We start from the raw sequence: 17,999 nt of genomic DNA, 5'->3' as shown, positions 1-17,999 counted from the left end.
GTTTGCTGGATCTGTCCCGTTTTGGGCGAATTGAAGGAGTTTGATCATACCAGATCCTTTCACGCAGATTGTGCTTCGAAAGGTCTTATAAAAGAATTACTATTTTAGAATGAACATGCTTAAAAATATAAAACATCTTACTTGTCTGGGTTTATTGCTGGTAGCTTTTAGTTGTAAAAAACCTTATTACCCGGTTTTAGCGGCTAACGAAAGCAATTATCTGGTTGTGGAAGGATTTATCGATAGTGGTAACGATTCTACCTTTATCAAACTCAGCCACACCGTTAAACTTACCGATTCGGTGGGTATAAGCGCGGAGCGGAACGCCGGTGTAACGGTGGAAGGGAATGGCAAAACCTATCAGTTGAACGAAATAAGGGCCGGCGTATACTCGGCTTTGCCGCTGAATTTGGATGGCTCGCAAAAATACCGCCTGCGTATAAAATTAACCAGCGGAAAAGAGTACCTGTCTGATGAAGGCGAGGTGAAGGTAACCCCTCCGGTAGATACTATTACCTACCAAACAAAAAACGATGGACTACACATTAACGTCAGCGCTCATGATCCAACCAGCAAAACGCAATATTACCGCTGGGATTACGATGAGACCTGGAAGTTCCACAGCCGTTATATTTCAAATTATAAAGTAGTGAATGGCGATATATTGCCCCGCCAGGTAGAAGACCAAATATTTACTTGTTTTGCCAATCACGCTTCGAGCACAGTTTTACTGGCATCTACGGCAAAACTTGGTTCAGCTGTGGTTAGCGAAGCGCCTATAACCAATATTATACCCAGTTCAGAAAAAATTAGTATGCGTTACAGCATATTAATAAAGCAATATGCCCTCAACAAAGAGGCGTTTGATTTTTGGGAAAATTTGAGAAAGAACACCGAATCGTTAGGAAGCATATTTGATGCTTTACCTTCAGAAATTAAGGGTAACATTCATAACACGGCAAACGCCAACGAGCCGGTAATTGGCTTTATCAGCGTAGGTACCATGACCTCTAAGCGGATCTTTATTAATAAAGAGGAGTTGCCTAACGAATGGATCTTACAATACCCGTACGATTGCCGCCAGGATTCCACCTTGTATAAAAATCCAATAACCCAGGCTAACGATGTTGCCTCTTTTATTATCAGCGGTATATATCTGCCCACCTATGTTATAACAGGCCCTAAAGGAGGCCCGGCTATCGGGTACGGCAGGTCGAGCCCCCAATGTACCGATTGTACATTGAGAGGCGTTAAAAGACGCCCCGATTTTTGGAGGGATTAATAGAATGTGCTGTACCAACAAAATAACCATTTGAAAAAAATGAACAGTAAAAAAAAATTGAACATGCTTAAAAATACGCTACTTGCATCGGTAGCATTGCTTGCGTTTGTTTCGCAAAGCAATGCGCAGGACTTGCAGCAGGTGCAAAATGCCTTTAATAAGTACAGCCAAACGGCGCTGCAGGAAAAGGTATTTGTGCATACCGATAAAAGCACCTACCTGGCCGGCGAGATCATCTGGTTTAAAATTTACTGTGTAGATGGTGCCCTCAACAAACCGCTTACGCTAAGCAAAGTAGTTTACGTTGATATTTTAGATAACGCGCAGGTAAGCGTTATGCAGGCAAAAATTGCCATGATAAACGGCATGGGGAGCGGCTCGCTGGTGATACCGCCATCGGTGGCTAATGGTAATTATAAACTACGGGCATATACCAACTGGATGAAGAATTTTGGCCCCGAGAGCTTCTTCGAAAAAAAGATAACGATTGTTAACGCCTTAAGATCGCCGGATGCGACGGCCAAAGCCAAAACGCCAGATTACGACATACAGTTTTTCCCCGAGGGTGGTTATTTGGTTAGCGGCCTGGCCGCCAATGTAGCCTTTAAAGCAGTTGCCAAAAATGGCTTGGGTATAAGCTTCAAAGGCGCTATTGTGAACGACGATAACGATACGGTGGCCCGCTTTCAACCATTAAAGTTTGGGATGGGACATTTTACATTTACACCGGCCGCAAATAACACCTATAAGGCCATTATAAAAATTGGAAGCGATAAACCCATAGTTACCAACCTGCCTGCCGTAAAAAGTAACGGCTATACCATGCAGGTAACCGATGGCGGTAATGGCGGCATCAATGTAAAGGTAAACAGCAACACCGGCGACCAGCAACTTTACCTTTTTGCACATACCAGGGGAGTAGCCAAATTAGTGCAGACCGCTGTGAGCAGTAACGGGGCAGCACAGTTTGCGGTTAGCAAGGATAAGCTGGGCGAAGGGATCTCGTACCTCACCATATTTGATGGCGGCAAGCAGCCCGTTTGCGAACGATTGTACTTTAAACGGCCTAAGCAATCCTTATTTATTAATGCAGATGCCGATGCCAGGCAATATGCTGCCCGGAAAAAAGTAAGCGTTACTGTGGCCGCTAAAAACGCTGCCGATAAAATGATCAACTCCGGCTTGTCTATGTCGGTTTACCGGGTAGATTCCTTGCAAACGGTAGATCAGGATGATATCGCGAGCTATTTTTGGCTTGGTGCCGATTTAAAAGGGAGTATCGAATCGCCGGGTTATTACTTAAAAACCACTACCGCCGAAGCTGATGAAGCCACCGATAACCTGTTGCTTACCCAGGGTTGGAGGCGTTTCCGCTGGGACGAGATCTTGCAGCCTAATCAGGCAGCATTTAAATATCTGCCCGAGTTTAACGGGCATATGGTTATTGGCAAGCTTACCGACTCGGCAAAAAACATTGCGAAGGACGTGATAGCCTACCTGGCCGTGCCGGGCAAACGTGTGCAGGTTTATGCTGCAAAAAGCGATGCGGAAGGTAAGCTGTACTTCAATACCAAAGAGTTTTACGGCGCTAACGAAATTGTTGTGCAAACCAATACCGAGCGCGATACTTCGCATAAGATAGAGATCGTTAGCCCCTTCTCTGAGCAGTATTCAAAAACGGCGTTACCCGCATTCGGGCTTACACCGGGGATGCAGACTTCCTTACAGCAGCAAAGCCTGGGTATGCAGGTGCAAAACATTTACGCGGCTAATAAGCTTAAGCATTACTTCGAGCCGGTGGTGGATAGCACCGGATTTTTTGGGAACCCATATAAAACCTATAAGCTGGATGATTTTACCCGCTTTGTTACTATGGAAGAAGTAGTACGCGAATATGTGCGCGAAGCAAGCGTATCCAGGTCTCGTGGCAGGTCCCACATTACGCTGATAGACGAGAAGGTAATGCTCACCGGCGACCCTTTGGTTATGCTTGATGGTGTGCCGGTATTTAATATTGATAAAGTAATGGCGATAGATCCGCTTAAAGTGCAAAGGTTGCAGGTAGTGCGCAGCCGCTACTTCTGGGGCCCGTCGGCATTCGAGGGTATTATGAACTATACCACCTATAAAGGTGACCTTGGCGGTGCCGAAATGGACCCGCACGCCGTGGTGATAGATTACGAAGGGATGCAGATCCAGCGCGAATTTTACTCGCCTGTTTACGAGACCGATGAGCAGGCGAAAAGCCGTATGCCCGATTTCAGGAACCTGTTGTTTTGGGCGCCCGATATCAAAACAGGGCCAATAAGCGCCAATAAGCTTACCTTTTACACTTCAGACCAAACCGGGAAATACTTTGGAATAGTGCAGGGCATCACCTCTAATGGCGACGTAGCCTCGCAATCATTTACTTTTGAAGTGAAATAAACAGGCAACCGTCAACCGCTGGTCAATTTTGGCGGGATGTTACCAAAAATATAATTGTTGATCCATCTTTACCGAAAAAAAAGATGGATCAGCAATTGTTTGTAAAGATGGCGCTGCAGGGCTGGAACACCCAGGTAGCCCGCGCCGAAAAATATTTCAACGCGCTTAGCGAAGCCGATTTTCAAAAGACGGTAGCACCAGGTAAGAACCGTATCATATATCTGTATGGTCACCTTACCAGCTACCATGGCTTGCTGAGCGAAACCTTAGGTTTGGGTGAAGCCTTTTACCCGGAACTCGCCCCGGTATTCCTCCGCTCGCCCGATGGTACTGCTGTTAATGCCTACCCCGTAGAAAAATTAAAACAATACTGGCATGAGGTGCACGCCCGGTTAACAGAGCTATTTAACGCCCTGCCCGCCGAAGACTGGTTCAAACGCCACAACGCCATGACAGACGAAGATTTCGCCGACGACCCCACCCGAAACCGCCTCAGTGTACTACTAAGCCGCACCAATCATATTGCCTATCATTTTGGGCAGTTGGTTTTGGTGTAATCGCAGGATAATTTACACCAAGCGTTTATCGTCCTAAGGCGCATGGTCCTCTGCCGGGAGACCATGCGTGGGCAAAAAATTGCTGAAGGCGCGGGAGCTAAGCAGCTTATAATTCCCTCCCGGGGGGAGAACAATAGCCCATCAGAAGACAGTGGTTGTTAAATTTCCTTGCGGTTTCGTAATAAAGATTTAGGATTTATGGTGACCTTATTATGGGAAAATATGTTAACCCTGTGTTTTTTTTATGTTGCTGATTATCAGGTTTTTAAAAAATATTTATTGAAATTGTGTTAACTTTTGTTAACCCTAAATCCCACGTGTAATTGAGGTGCAAAGCAATCTCATAACCGTACATTGCCGACCGTCCTATCTGGAGATTGCTTCGTGCCTTGCAATGGTGGGTTTGTTTAATGCGCGGCAAACTCTCCACTACGTCATCCTATGCAAACATAGGATGACGTAGTGGAGAAGCTAAATAAATAACACACCTCCTTACCCACCTAAACCCGATGGCAGCGGCACAACGTAAAGCGAACAGCGGGGCTGCCGCAACCCAAAACGCACCATGCCCTGCTTTTCTCACAAAAAGGTGTATCATTTTTATGGATGTTGATAATTTAATTGGCTTTCTTTTAAAAAACAGGTAAATTCCCGCTGTAAATGGTCTTTAATGCTTTTTGGACTATTTATCTCTTATGGATCTTTTAAAAAGGGCGCTACGGAGCAATCACCTATCACTGATCGTTACATTGGAAAATTTAACCCGCAGAAATTTTTTAAGCAAAGGGGCCATGCTGGCAGGAGGCACCTATCCGGCTATGCTGGCACTGGGCATGCTCAAATCTGCACCCGCGCACGCCTTTAACCTTACCGGCAGCGGTAACGGCAAACACATTATTATTTTAGGCGGAGGATTGGCCGGGATGGCATCGGCATACGAACTGAATAAGCTTGGCTATAAAACTACCATTTTAGAGGCACGTGAAAGGGCAGGGGGGCGATGTTGGAGCATCCGCAATGGGAGCACCAATACCGAAACCGGGATGCCAACCGCTACCGCTAAATTCGACGATGGGCTGTATTTTAACGCGGGTCCATCGCGCATACCCCACCACCACCAGCTTACGCTGCACTACTGCAAAGAACTGGGCGTACCCATACAGGTTTACAACAACGTAAACGAAGGCGCGTACTACTTCGCCGAGGGCAAGGGCCCGCTATCCAATAAAAAGATCCGTGCCCGCGAGGTACACAACGATGTACGCGGCTACATGGCGGAGCTGCTGAGCAAAAGTGTTGACCACAGCGCTTTAGACGCCGCCCTCACGAAAGAAGATACCCAAAAAGTACTGGAATACCTGGCTGCCGAAGGTGGTTTGGATATTGATAAGCTCTACAAGGCATCTGCCCGCAGGGGGTATGCCGAATTGCCGGGGGCGGGAAACAAGCCCGGCAAAATAGCGGAGGCGAATAAACTGGCGGATATAATCCAGTCGGGCCTGCTGGACCCTGATTTTTACAACGTGGCCGAATATACCTACGAGTTGCAGATGACGATGTTCCAGGCCGTAGGCGGGATGGATATGATTGCCAAAGCGCTGCAAAAGCAGGTGGCACTTTCTCTTAAATTAGGCGCCGAGGTAAGCAATATTACCAACCTCGCCGAGGGTGTAAAAGTAACATATAAGGACGCCACCGGCGAACACGTTTTACAGGGCGACCTGTGCATTTGCACCTTGCCGCTGCCGGTGCTCAGCAATATTAACAACAATTTTTCGGGCGATGTAAGCCGGGCTATCGATTATATCGGCTACATCCAAACGGGCAAAATAGGCTTGCAGTTTAAGCGGAGGTTTTGGGAGGAGGATGATCATATTTACGGGGGTATCACGCACACCAACAATGATTTAACGCAGATATTTTACCCGAGTTATGATTATTTAAGTAAAAAGGGTATCTTAATAGGATATTATAATTTTAACGAAAAAGCACTACGCACGGGCGACTTAAGCTACGCCGAACGCGAAAAGCTTGCCCTGCAAAAAGGCAGGCTGATACACCCGCAGTACGATACGGAGTTTGAACGGTCGTTCTCGGTAAGCTGGCACAAAACCAAGTACAATTTAGGCGGATGGGCGCTCTATAATAACGAGACCCGTAAAACCCAGTACCCGGTTTTGTTAAAGCCCGATAAGCAGGTGTATTTTGCCGGCGAGCATTTAACATACCTCAACGCCTGGATGGCGGGGGCCTTTGAATCGGCAAGGAGCGTGGTGGCGCAGGTACATGCCCGTGTAACCGAGCAGCGGGTGAGCTACCCGGCAAATAAGTAAGAGAAAACTAAAATTAAACGATATGTCAAATTCACTAAACCGCAGAAACTGGATAAAAAGCAGCGCCCTGATGGCAGGCGGCGTGGCTTTTTTAACAGGTACGATGAATAAGCTGGCTGCGATGCCGGTTATCGGCAAAATGCGCGCAGGCAATACCATGCTTGCCGAAGAAGCCGCGATAATGCAGGCACCTGCCGGACTCAAAGCACGCCTGATGGCTAACGAAAACCCTTTCGGCCCATCGGCAGCTGCAAAAAAAGCGATAATCGATTCATTGGATACAGGTTACCAGTACACTTTCGCGTCAATGTTTACCATGCGTGGTAAAATAGCTACCTACGAGGGTGTTAAGGGAACTAATATACTGATGTCTTCGGGGTCGTCGCCATTGCTGCAGGCTGCTGCCATGTATTATAGCAAAGGCGGTAAAAGCATCATCACTGCTGACCCGTCATACGATGACCTGCCTACCCAGGCTGAGCACTTTGATGGCAAATGGGTAAAAGTGCCTTTAGCGGCAGATTACAAGCTGGATCTCGACGCCATGGAAGCAAAGGTAGATGGCAACACCGGGCTGGTTTATATTTGTAACCCCAATAACCCTACGGCTACTATTGTAGATACGGAAAAACTGAAAGGCTTTTGCGAGCGCGTATCTAAAAAAACGGTTGTTTTGGTGGATGAGGCCTATATTGATTATTTGCCCGACCCTAAAGCATCCAGCATGATGGATTGTATTAAAGCCGGGCATAATGTGATCATCGCGCGCACGTTCTCTAAATTATATGGTTTTGCGGGCTTACGCTTTGGCTATATGGTGGGCCAGCCCGATACGCTTAAAGAACTGGGCATGTATACACCGGCCTGGGCCTGTTTATCATCTACCGCGCTTGCGGCGGCTCTTGCATCATACCGCGAAACCGACTACCTTGCAGATGCGCTGAAGAAAACTAACGCATCGAAAGAGTTTTTATACGAAACGCTGAAGAAGGAAAACTATACCTACATCCCGTCGTCTGCAAATTTTGTGATGTTTCAACTAAAGATGGATGGTAAAAAATTTAGTGAGGAGATGAATAAACGCGGTGTGGCCCTGCGCGACTGGAAACTGAACGGCCAGGATTGGTGCCGCATCAGCATCGGCCGTATGGACGAAATGGAAGCCTTTGCCGCTGCGTTTAAAGAGATATCGTAAACTAATGAAAAACTGTTGTTGGTGACAACACCAAAAGCGGTAAATAAATAACAAAGGCCCGTCATCCCGAATTTATTTCGGGACCCCACCGGACAAGTTTGCCGAGCGATCGCAAACACGTGAGGTGCCGAAATAAATTCGGCATGACGATTACCATAATGTACTACTAATGCGCAAATTACTTTTTACAATTTCTATCGCCCTGCTAACCACGGCGAGCTTCGCTCAGGAAAAAACCGTTAACCCGCGCCCGCTTACGCTGGCAGAATATACCAAAGCAAAAACTTATGCCATTGCCAACCTGGACCAGGATACTTATGTAAAGTTTGATAACGCCTATGTGCTGGACAGGTACGAAGGGCGAAAACCCTACTTTATCACCGGCAGCGATAACCTTAAAAAGCGCATCGATCTTTATAAACTGGTGGCTAAAGAGGGAATGCAGGAAATTGGCACCATGGTATTCTACACCAGCGAAACCGGCAAGAAATACCAGGCCCTGGTACCAGATTTTACCGCCGATGCCAAAGTATGGGCAGCCTATTTCCAGGATATTGACGATATCAACAAGGTGGAAAAAAACTTCATCCTGAAGCTCTCCTACGTGCTATCCAAAGAACTGAGCTTTCAGCAATACAAGGTGCTGAACAACGGTAAGGATATGAAGGAAGAATCGGCCACATATGGTAACGATATCTGTTTCCCGGGTGATGAAATGGTTACCATGGGTAACGGCAGCAAAAAACTGCTGAAGGATATTAAAAGTGGCGATGAAGTGATCACCCTCGACCCGGTAACCCGCAAGCCATCTGCCACCAAAGTAAAAGAGCTTACCGTACATGCTGCCAAAAACTACGCGCTTACCCAACTGGTGCTGGTATCGGCAAAGGAAAACAACACCGCTGAGGGTACCAATGTAAACCTGCGCGTCAAAGTGTTAAAGGCTACACCAAATCACCCCATGCTGACCAAAGAAGGCAACTTTAAAATAGGGGAGATAACCCTGGGCCAGCAGGTGCTTTGCCTGAATGATAAAACCGGCAAGTATGAAGCCTACACCGTGCTCCAAAAAAACGAGCAGGCAGGCGGCGTACAAAACGTGTACAACATCGTCGCCGAAAAAGGCAGCACCATTTTGATGAATGGGGTAATGGTGATGCAAAAGTAGGGCGTAGCCCTTTGATGTAGAGACGCAATATTTTGCGTCTCTCGTATGCAAATCCATAAGCATAGCCGTCTTGCGTAGGTGCAGTATCGTCACCTATCCTACGGGAGACGCAAGATTTTGCGTCTCTACGGTTAGCAGCCTCGTCAATTTATCGTAATTTGCCGCTATCAATGGAGAACGTTTTTACCGCGAATGATGGACAAAAAAATGACGGAATTTATATCCTGAAAGATAAAAGCATCGCTCAATTAAACGCGGTGACGATCGCGCAGCATTCGCCTGTATCTGCTTATGAAGAGTTAGGGGAAGAAGCTTTGACTCCGATTGAATTTAGCATCAATAAAGCAAAATTTACCGGGCGGGATGGGTTGCAAATTATTGATATACAGATAGTTCAGGAGCTGGATTGTTTGGTGCTCTATTGCGGATGCCGCCAGTCCAAAACCAAACTTTGCGGTCATCAGTCCTCGGCTTTGTTGCAGATTATCAGCAACGAGAATTACCTTGTTTTCTTTGATAATAAGCTGAGGGATATCAAATTAAGAAAATTCGCCACAGACTACGGGCTTGCCGGTGAACCCGACCTGGACGCGTACTTTGTCTCCGAACTACGAGATAATCGCCTGATTATCAAACCAAAAAATAAATCACTTTTTCCGGTTACCAGCGCCAGCCTCAGTAATATGGAGCAGCAGCTGATGTTGGGGCAAATGCCAGATCTTGCAAAGAAATCAGACATTAATGAATTGATTAAAAGGGTTTTAGTATTTAAGCAACGCAGATTCTACAAACACCTCATCGTAGAATTGTATGATGCTGCCATGGCGAAGGATGGACGGATTAAAAATCCTTTATCGCCGGTTGCACCCCTGCAGTTGGTTACAGAGACCAATGACCCGCTGGAGCTGAAATTTTATACCGCGGTATCCCGTTTCCAGCAAAACATAGATGCCAAAATAAACCAATCCAACCTGGACGGGTTGAAAGCTATCGTTAAAAATCCGCTAAATTTGGAATGTTATTTACTTGATAATGAGGTTTCTGAAAAAGTGTCGGCAAATGCCTTGCAGCTGGTTACCCTGCGAAATATCAATAAAGGCCTACAGCTCACCGTGGAGGAAAAAGGCGATTTCTACGAGGTTTCGGGCGAACTGCACATTGGGGAGGAACGCTACACGTTAAACAATCTTGAAACGATTTTCGGTTATTTTATACGGCTGGATAACACGCTTTATTTAGTGAAGGATCTGCAGATGATGGGTGCTATCGGGCTGTTCAGATCGGGTGGGGAGAATTTGCTGATCCACCAGTCGCAGTTTAAAGAGTTTCGCTCGAGGATTCTTAATAAGCTGGAAGAGAGTATGTTAATTAGTTATCCTTTCGTTCTGAAAGCCACCCCCGCGCAGGTTAAAAAATACAATTTTGATAAAAACGAACAGATCATCTACCTGTCGGATTTTGGGCAACATGTAATGATTTTGCCCGTAATGCGCTATGGGGAGGCCGAGATCCCCATCAGAAAGGATACGCAGATCTACGCCCCTGATGGTAAAGGCAAAGAGTTTTTGGTACAACGGAATGATGCTACCGAAAAGATTTTTAATAAACTCATTATTCAGCAACATCCTTATTTTGAGGAACAAACAGGCGATGAGATCCAATATTTCTATCTCCACAAAAAGCGCTTTTTAGATGAAAACTGGTTTTTAGACGCCTTTGAAGCCTGGAACAAAGCGGGCATCACCATTTTGGGTTTTAACGAACTCAGTGGCAATAAGCTCAATCCCAATAAGATCAATATTACAATAAAGATCTTAAGTGGCATCAACTGGTTCAATGCGCATATTGTTGCCAAATTTGGCAAACGGCAGGCTTCGTTAAAGCACCTGCACAAAGCTATCCGCAACAAAACCAAGTTTGTACAGCTCGATGATGGCACCATGGGTATCCTGCCCGAAGCATGGATGGAGAAATTCGCGGCCTATTTCCAATCGGGCGAAATTTGGGACGACGAACTCCGCATCCCTAAAACCAACTACGAAACCATAGAACAGCTGTTTGAAAAACAAATGCTGGATGAGCAGGTAAAGCTGGAGATCAAGGATTTTCGCCGCAAGTTCGAAGATTTTGAATCGATACAGGAAGTGGAAGTGCCTGGTACATTGCTTACTACCCTGCGCCCTTACCAAAAGCAGGGCTTGAACTGGCTCAACTTCCTGGATGATTTTAACTTTGGTGGTTGCCTGGCGGATGATATGGGACTTGGCAAAACCATACAAATACTGGCGTTTATTCTGTCGCAACGCATAAAGGTTGAGCAAAATACCAATTTGTTGGTTGTACCTACGTCGTTAATCTTCAACTGGCAGGCAGAGGTGACTAAATTCGCCCCATCGCTGAAGATCCATACCATTTATGGTGCCGACAGGATAAAAAGCACAGCAGATTTTGATAATTATGAGCTGGTTTTAACCTCCTATGGCACGTTGTTATCTGATGTTAACTTCCTGAAGGACTATACTTTCAATTACATCTTCCTGGATGAATCTCAAAATATAAAAAACCCTGTTTCTCAACGTTATAAGGCGGTGAAGCTCCTGAAAGCGAGAAACCGGATTGCCATCACCGGAACGCCGATTGAGAACAATACTTTCGATATTTATGGGCAATTATCGTTTGCCTGCCCGGGTTTGCTGGGTACACACCAGTATTTTAAAGAGATTTACGCTGTGCCCATCGATCAGTTTAAAGTAAGCAAACGCTCGCGCGAACTGCATAATAAGATAAGTCCGTTTATCCTGCGCCGTACCAAGCAGGAGGTAGCATCTGAGCTACCCGAAAAAACCGAAATGGTGCTGCATTGCCCTATGCAAGAGCAGCAGAGGGGCATTTATCTGGCTTATGAAAAGGAGTTTAGAGAATACATCTCGGCCACCACGCAGGAGGAGTTGCCCAAACGTTCGATGCATGTTTTAAAGGGTTTGACGAAACTACGCCAGATCTGCGATTCGCCGCAATTATTGGATGGCGTGCGGGTGCCGGGTAATCAATCATCCAAAATTGATACATTGGTGGCCGAAATTGAAGGCAAGTCGGCTAATCATAAGATTCTGGTATTTTCGCAATTTGTGGGCATGCTCGATCTGGTAAAAAAGGAATTGATCAGGCGCAATATCGGCTTTGCTTACCTTACCGGTGCCACCCGCAACCGCGAGCAGGTGGTGAACGATTTTCAGGGTAATATCAATACCCGGGTATTTCTGGTGAGCCTGAAAGCAGGCGGTACCGGGCTAAATCTCACCGCCGCCGATTACATTTACCTGGTAGACCCCTGGTGGAACCCCGCCATCGAAAATCAGGCTATCGACAGGGTGTACCGCATCGGCCAAACCAAAAACGTGGTAGCCGTAAGGCTGATATGCCCAGATACCATTGAGGAAAAGATCATTGTATTACAGGAAACCAAAAAGGAACTGGCAGGCAAGCTGATCTCATCGGATACGATATTTCAGTCGCTTACAAAAACGGATTTGCTTGGGTTGCTGTCGTCGCCGTGATAGTTTGTCTATAATAGCCAACAGTGTATTCTGCTCCATAGGAGCTACCTGTTTGTTGAAATTTCAAGCAATTTTTTTGTGCGCTGTAGGTGCTACCCTACACCAGCAGGTTAGCCGCTTTATCGATGGGTAGCACCTACGGCGCAAAGGAATCTTTTATTTTTTGCTACAAACAGGTAGTCCCTAACGGGACAAATCATAAAAAATGTAAGGCAAGGAGTGGTTGATTGGATCCCTCAATGCTCCGCCACATCTCCCTTATCCTTCCGCTGAAAACTATAAATAAGATAGCCAAGCGCAGGTAAAATAAACAAACTCCCTATCAACAAAGCAATGCCTAAACCCTCAATAGCTTTATCTGCGCCACGGTCGGCAATAAGGGAAAGATAGCCGCCATTTTTCAGGATAACGATATTGGGGTAGTGCTTGTAGGTGGTGGTGAGCAATATCATCGTAACCTGAAAACCGGCCAAAACACGGATGATAAACCGTTTGCCTTTTACAATAAGGTACCACATCACTATCAACGAAATACTGGCGGCGCTCACCGCTAAAACGCCAATAATACTACCGAAAACCCATTCTACCAATGGGATTTTCTCGGTAACAGAAGCGATAAAAACCAGCCCACCGGCTACCACAGCCGCTATATTCATAAACCTGGCCTTGCGGATAAAGCTTTTGGTTTCGGCCTCGTCGTTAGCTTCGCCAATCAGATAAATTGCCGCCAGGAAACCGCAAAGTGCCACCGTGAAAAAGCCAATGGCTACGGAGAACAAATTGAGCCAGCTATACACATAGGCCGATAGAAAATCGGTTGCCCCGGTATCTATTCGGCCACTAACGGCGCTGCCCGCGATTATACCCAGGAACAGCGGCGTAATAAAGCTGGAGTACACAAATATCTTATTGTAAACGCGCTGCATATTGTCCGTCACCGCGTCGTAATTACGGAAGGTGAGGGCGGTGCCGCGGGCGATGATGCCCATCAGCATGATCACCAGCGGGATGTGCAGGTAGGTAGACATGGTGGTGTAGATCACCGGGAAACCTACGAACAAGATTACAATGGCGATGATGAGCCACATGTGGTTGGCCTCCCAAATAGGACCGATGGCGTTGTACATGATCTTGCGCGTACGCGATTTATTGGCGTTGGAAGTAAACAATTCGATGATACCCGCGCCAAAATCGGCACCGCCCATTACCAGGTACAGCAGCAGCGCCAGCCATAAGAAACCCATCACTACGTAGATCATCATAAGCCTTATATTTTAATGTGTTAAGGGTTCTGTATTATCATAAAGTACGGGTACCATCTTTATTTGCCGGTACAGCAAAAAGGTAACCGCTATGCTCAGCGTAAAATACACGGCAGTAAACAAGTAAAACGAGTAGCCTATGCCCGGCATCGGCGTAACGGCATCGGCAGTGCGCATAACGCCCTGTATTATCCAGGGCTGGCGACCAACTTCGGTAACGGTCCAGCCAGCCTCAACGGCAATAAAGCCAAGCGGTGTAGCGGCGATAAAGAGTTTTAAAAACCAGCGTTTAGTAAACCAGCTTTTCTTTTTTGCTAACGCGATGAGGTAGATAACGCCCAATGCCATCATGGCCATGCCGAGGCCCACCATTAATTGAAAGGCATAATGCGTTACCGCGATCGGGGGCTGATCTGCCAGCGGGATCTGGTCGAGGCCTTTTACGGGCGTTTTAAAGTCATCATACACCATAAAACTGAGTATACCGGGCAGTTCGAGGGCGTAATCTACTTTCTTTTTTTTTACATCGGGAATGCCACCGATGATGAGGGGCGAATACGGTTCGGTTTTAAAATGAGCTTCCATTGCGGCAAGTTTTGCAGGCTGCTGTTTGGCTACCATCTTGGCAGAAATATCGCCGCTCAGGGGCTGCAGAATAGCCGCCACCACACCAAATATAGCCGCGATGCGGAAGGACCGCATGTGGAAATCAACGTTTCGTTTTCTTAATATCATTAACGCGTGGACGCCCGCTACAGCAAAGCCCGTGGCTGCAAAGGCAGCTACCGACATGTGCAGCGCCTGCGAGAACCAGGCCGGGTTAAACATAGCCTTTATCGGGTCGATATTGGTATATTTTCCGTTCACCAAGTCGAAACCCGAGGGGCTGTTCATCCAGGCATTGGCGGCTACTACTAATATGCCCGATGCAAGTCCGCTGATGCCAACCACTACGCCGGTAAACCAATGGAACCATTTATTGAACCGCCCCCAGCCGTAAAGGAAGAATCCTAAAGCTATCGCTTCAATAAAGAAAGCGGTGCCTTCCAGCGAAAAGGGCATCCCGAAGATCGGCCCTGCATGCTTCATAAAGGTGGGCCAAAGCAAGCCCAGCTCAAAGGATAATACCGTGCCGGATACCGCGCCCGTGGCAAAAAAGATGGCCACGCCCTTACTCCAGGCCTTGGTTACATTCCGGTAGATGGGGTTATGGGTTTTGAGGTACATAAAGTGCGATACCGCCATAAAAAAGGGCATCACCATACCAATACATGAAAATATAATGTGAAAGCCGAGGGACAATGCCATCTGCGAGCGCGCGGCCATAAAATTATCCATGCCGTAAATTTACGCAAATGATAATTTAACTATATTCCTATCAAGTATTTATGCTAATTTAAAATGAATATGTATTAATATTTTAATTGCTTTTCTAAGGCATTTCAATCTGAATGTCTCCCGTAGATAAAATAGCTAAAAACCCCCTTGTAAAACAGCGGTTTATACCCTTTTGTCGCTGTGCTATTTTGCCGTACTTTCCAATAAATATTATATATTTATTGGGCCTACTACTCAACCTATTATCTAACCTTACCGATTATGAAACGCAGGGATTTTATCACTAAAACCGCCTTGACAACCTTTTTGCTGAGCGAACTTTCTTCGTTCAATATACTGGCGTCACCAGGCAGCTCTTTAAAGGATGTTGATTTCGATAAAGTAAACGCGGCGCTTTTAACTGAAGATGCTTCTGCCAAGTTTAAGGTCTTACTGAAATGGATGCTGGATAATGGATGGATAGATTACCTCAACAAAACTTTATCGCTTAATATAAACCCAGCCAACGCGGATATTGCAGCTTACACCAAAAATCAAACTTTTGCCAAAGCAAAGGGCTTTGACGATTTTATGGGGGAGAAGCTGATAGAACCCGGTTATCCTGCCGGTAGCTTACTTTACCATGCGCTGGCAAGCCCAAGGGTGAGGCCGGCTATTGGCACCGGCAATTATCCTTCGGTAGAGATCATCGACTCGCTGGAAGACGTCATATATGGCCTGAGGGCTTTTACTGCCGACGAGATGACGGATATGGTGCTGGCCGTGTTTGCTTACGAATACCGCCCCGCCTATAAAACGCCGCATCATTTACACGCCGATATGGTTTTCTCCCGTACCGGGATCTCGCGCATTGGTGATTGCGAAATGAATTACGATGCGCTGAACCGTTGCTACACCAATAAACCGGCCGACCCAGCCAAAGTGAAGAATATAGCAGTAACACCCGCCCGCTTTGGTTTATTCCTGGCTAAAAAAGTAACCGGCGAAGCGGGCATTACGCTGATGGGCAAGGCAAAGGATGGCGAAGACGGAACACGCACGTTCCTGCAACCCATCCGCAAGATCTTTAAAGGGGATGCCCTGCTGGATACCAAAGAACTCAGCTTTAGCGAATACCATGTTAACGAGAAGCTAAACAGCCTGGTAAAAACCTTTTCCGATCATTTTAACAACCCGATTGATGCCGCCGGCAAACACCTGTTCGATATCAACAAACCGCCTTTCAGGGTAGATTCGCGTAACTCCGCAACTTTGGTAAAAAGCATCGGTACGGGCTCGTCGGTGCTTATAAAATCGGTACCGGGCGCACTGGTGCGCTGGGCAAAGCAAAACGGCAAACAAGCGTATTACACCGTTAAAAAGCAGGACAGCGCCTACTTCGCCGCCATGAATACCGCCTATGTGGGCAACGAAGAGGTTTTGGTTTTCGATGACCTGGATAAGCAGGTTTACCGCGAAGTAAACCCTTATGATGTGCCCCGCAACACGCCCATGTTTGTAAATGCCAAGTTTAAAAAAGATGGGGCAATGCCCGGTTTTATCCATTTGGAACGCAACCCCCGTGGCAATTATTTGGCCGCTTTGTTTGAGGATAGCATTTGCGATGGCTGTGTGACCGTTGATACGCAAAACTGGAGCAGCAGGCTTTTGCCCGATCATGTTTCGCATAATTGCCTGCCTGCGTTCTCTATCATCACCGCGCCCGATTTTTTCCCGCTGGTAGATAATTACGATCTGGCAGGCTTTGATTTTGAGGATAATACTTCCAACTTTTTCGAGGGCGGGCTCTACAGTTTCTGTGCCGAACGTACCCGGCCAAACCAAACCATGGAGAACCCGATTACCAAAAAACAGGCTTTTGACACGCACGGCGATACCTTTACCGCCGTATTCTCTGAAAGTAAGAACATCAAAGTTATATCGGGAAATAAGTATACTGAAACGAGCAAGCGTGAATACCAATCGAGCAGTTTCCTGCCAGATGTATGTTCGGGTGTGTTTGCGCCGGGATGGGATATCACCTATGCCAATGATACCAGGAAAGCCGATGGCACATATGAAAAGGTAGACAGCTACCTGAGCACCCGGGGGCTGGGTTCGCCTTTTGCGGAGGATATGAAGCTTTGCGCCGCCATGAATGGGATGTGGCCCGCCGCCTCGCCCGATGCCGCGCGTACCTACCAGGGATCGATGGATACCGATTACCGCAACCCTACCGCTGTGCCGCTGATGGATAAAGAGATAGGCCTGCACAAAGATTCACCGGCCTGTAAGGAACTGCACCTTTTTGAAAGTACCGGCTGGGATGGCGAACAGGGCCCTTTTCTGGAAAGGGTGTACAATAACGTTTTTGTGAACTTTACCGATCTGGCCTGCGCGGATTATATCCAAAACGCCATGAACGGGCAGATGGATATGTCGGTACTGCGGAATTTAACCAGCGCGGAGTTACGGTCGCGGATGGCCTGCTTAAAACTATGTATCAATAAACTCCCGCAAACCAATTTCGACCAGGAGATAATTGACGATAATAAGCAAAAAATGGTTGGCCTAACCGGCCTGTGGCTGGTAAGCGCCGAAAAGGTAGACGATTGGGGTAAGGGCGCGAAGGGGCTGGGTATCCCCGCTGACCTTGTAGGCGATAATATCAACTGGGCCATCAGGGCCCGTAAAGGCATCAGCGGGCCGGGTTACCTGTACGTTTTTGCCAATACCGATAAAGCCAAGCCCATTATGGCCGATAATTTATCAACCAAGCGCCGCATCCAGGGCTGCCTTAAACTCTATGTTTGCCAGGTTACCGAAAGCGGCATCGCATGGACAATGATCTATGGTGACCGCCTCACCCCGGCGCAAAAACTGGTTTGGAACGCTTAAAGT

Annotated in this window: 10 protein-coding genes; 8 read left to right on the top strand and 2 right to left on the bottom strand. The window is 46.9% G+C overall.

Annotated elements, in window-relative coordinates; translation table 11 throughout:
* The first annotated feature begins 115 nt into the window (after positions 1-115).
* The 7 genes from ABIX36_RS07285 to ABIX36_RS07255 all read left to right on the top strand — a co-directional run bounded on the left by ABIX36_RS07285 (position 116) and on the right by ABIX36_RS07255 (position 12,519).
* Positions 116-1,282, top strand: a complete 1,167-nt coding sequence (locus ABIX36_RS07285) for a DUF4249 domain-containing protein (protein ID WP_348081502.1) — start codon at positions 116-118, stop codon at positions 1,280-1,282.
* A gap of 39 nt (positions 1,283-1,321) precedes the next feature.
* Positions 1,322-3,709 (top strand): hypothetical protein, encoded by a 2,388-nt coding sequence (locus ABIX36_RS07280; RefSeq protein ID WP_348081501.1) that lies wholly within the window; start codon positions 1,322-1,324, stop codon positions 3,707-3,709.
* A gap of 83 nt (positions 3,710-3,792) precedes the next feature.
* Positions 3,793-4,266 carry a DinB family protein gene (locus ABIX36_RS07275; RefSeq protein WP_348081500.1) on the top strand — a complete coding sequence of 158 codons (474 nt, stop codon included), beginning with the start codon at positions 3,793-3,795 and terminating at the stop codon, positions 4,264-4,266.
* A 791-nt stretch (positions 4,267-5,057) separates the two neighbouring features.
* Positions 5,058-6,599, top strand: a complete 1,542-nt coding sequence (locus ABIX36_RS07270) for a flavin monoamine oxidase family protein (protein ID WP_348081499.1) — start codon at positions 5,058-5,060, stop codon at positions 6,597-6,599.
* A gap of 22 nt (positions 6,600-6,621) precedes the next feature.
* Positions 6,622-7,794: a histidinol-phosphate transaminase gene (locus ABIX36_RS07265; RefSeq protein ID WP_348081498.1), complete on the top strand. Its 1,173-nt coding sequence runs from the start codon at positions 6,622-6,624 to the stop codon at positions 7,792-7,794.
* Positions 7,795-7,963: 169 nt separating this feature from the next.
* On the top strand, positions 7,964-8,962 hold the full coding sequence (locus ABIX36_RS07260; protein WP_348081497.1) for a hypothetical protein: 999 nt from the start codon (positions 7,964-7,966) through the stop codon (positions 8,960-8,962).
* Positions 8,963-9,132: 170 nt separating this feature from the next.
* Entirely contained in the window at positions 9,133-12,519 is a 3,387-nt protein-coding gene (locus ABIX36_RS07255; RefSeq protein WP_348081496.1) for an SNF2-related protein, read from the top strand.
* Between the two features lie 236 nt (positions 12,520-12,755).
* Here ABIX36_RS07255 and ABIX36_RS07250 read toward each other — a convergent pair whose 3' ends face one another.
* On the bottom strand, positions 12,756-13,778 hold the full coding sequence (locus ABIX36_RS07250) for a cytochrome d ubiquinol oxidase subunit II (protein ID WP_348081579.1): 1,023 nt from the start codon (positions 13,776-13,778) through the stop codon (positions 12,756-12,758).
* Positions 13,779-13,793: 15 nt separating this feature from the next.
* Positions 13,794-15,119 (bottom strand): cytochrome ubiquinol oxidase subunit I, encoded by a 1,326-nt coding sequence (locus ABIX36_RS07245; protein WP_348081495.1) that lies wholly within the window; start codon positions 15,117-15,119, stop codon positions 13,794-13,796.
* A gap of 261 nt (positions 15,120-15,380) precedes the next feature.
* On the opposite strand from ABIX36_RS07245, the gene ABIX36_RS07240 reads away from it, so the two are divergent.
* Positions 15,381-17,996, top strand: a complete 2,616-nt coding sequence (locus tag ABIX36_RS07240; RefSeq protein ID WP_348081494.1) for a hypothetical protein — start codon at positions 15,381-15,383, stop codon at positions 17,994-17,996.
* Positions 17,997-17,999: the final 3 nt, after the last annotated feature.

The organism is Mucilaginibacter sp. (assembly GCF_039925265.1).
Taxonomy (GTDB): domain Bacteria; phylum Bacteroidota; class Bacteroidia; order Sphingobacteriales; family Sphingobacteriaceae; genus Mucilaginibacter.
This window is presented reverse-complemented; position numbering and strand designations above follow the sequence as displayed.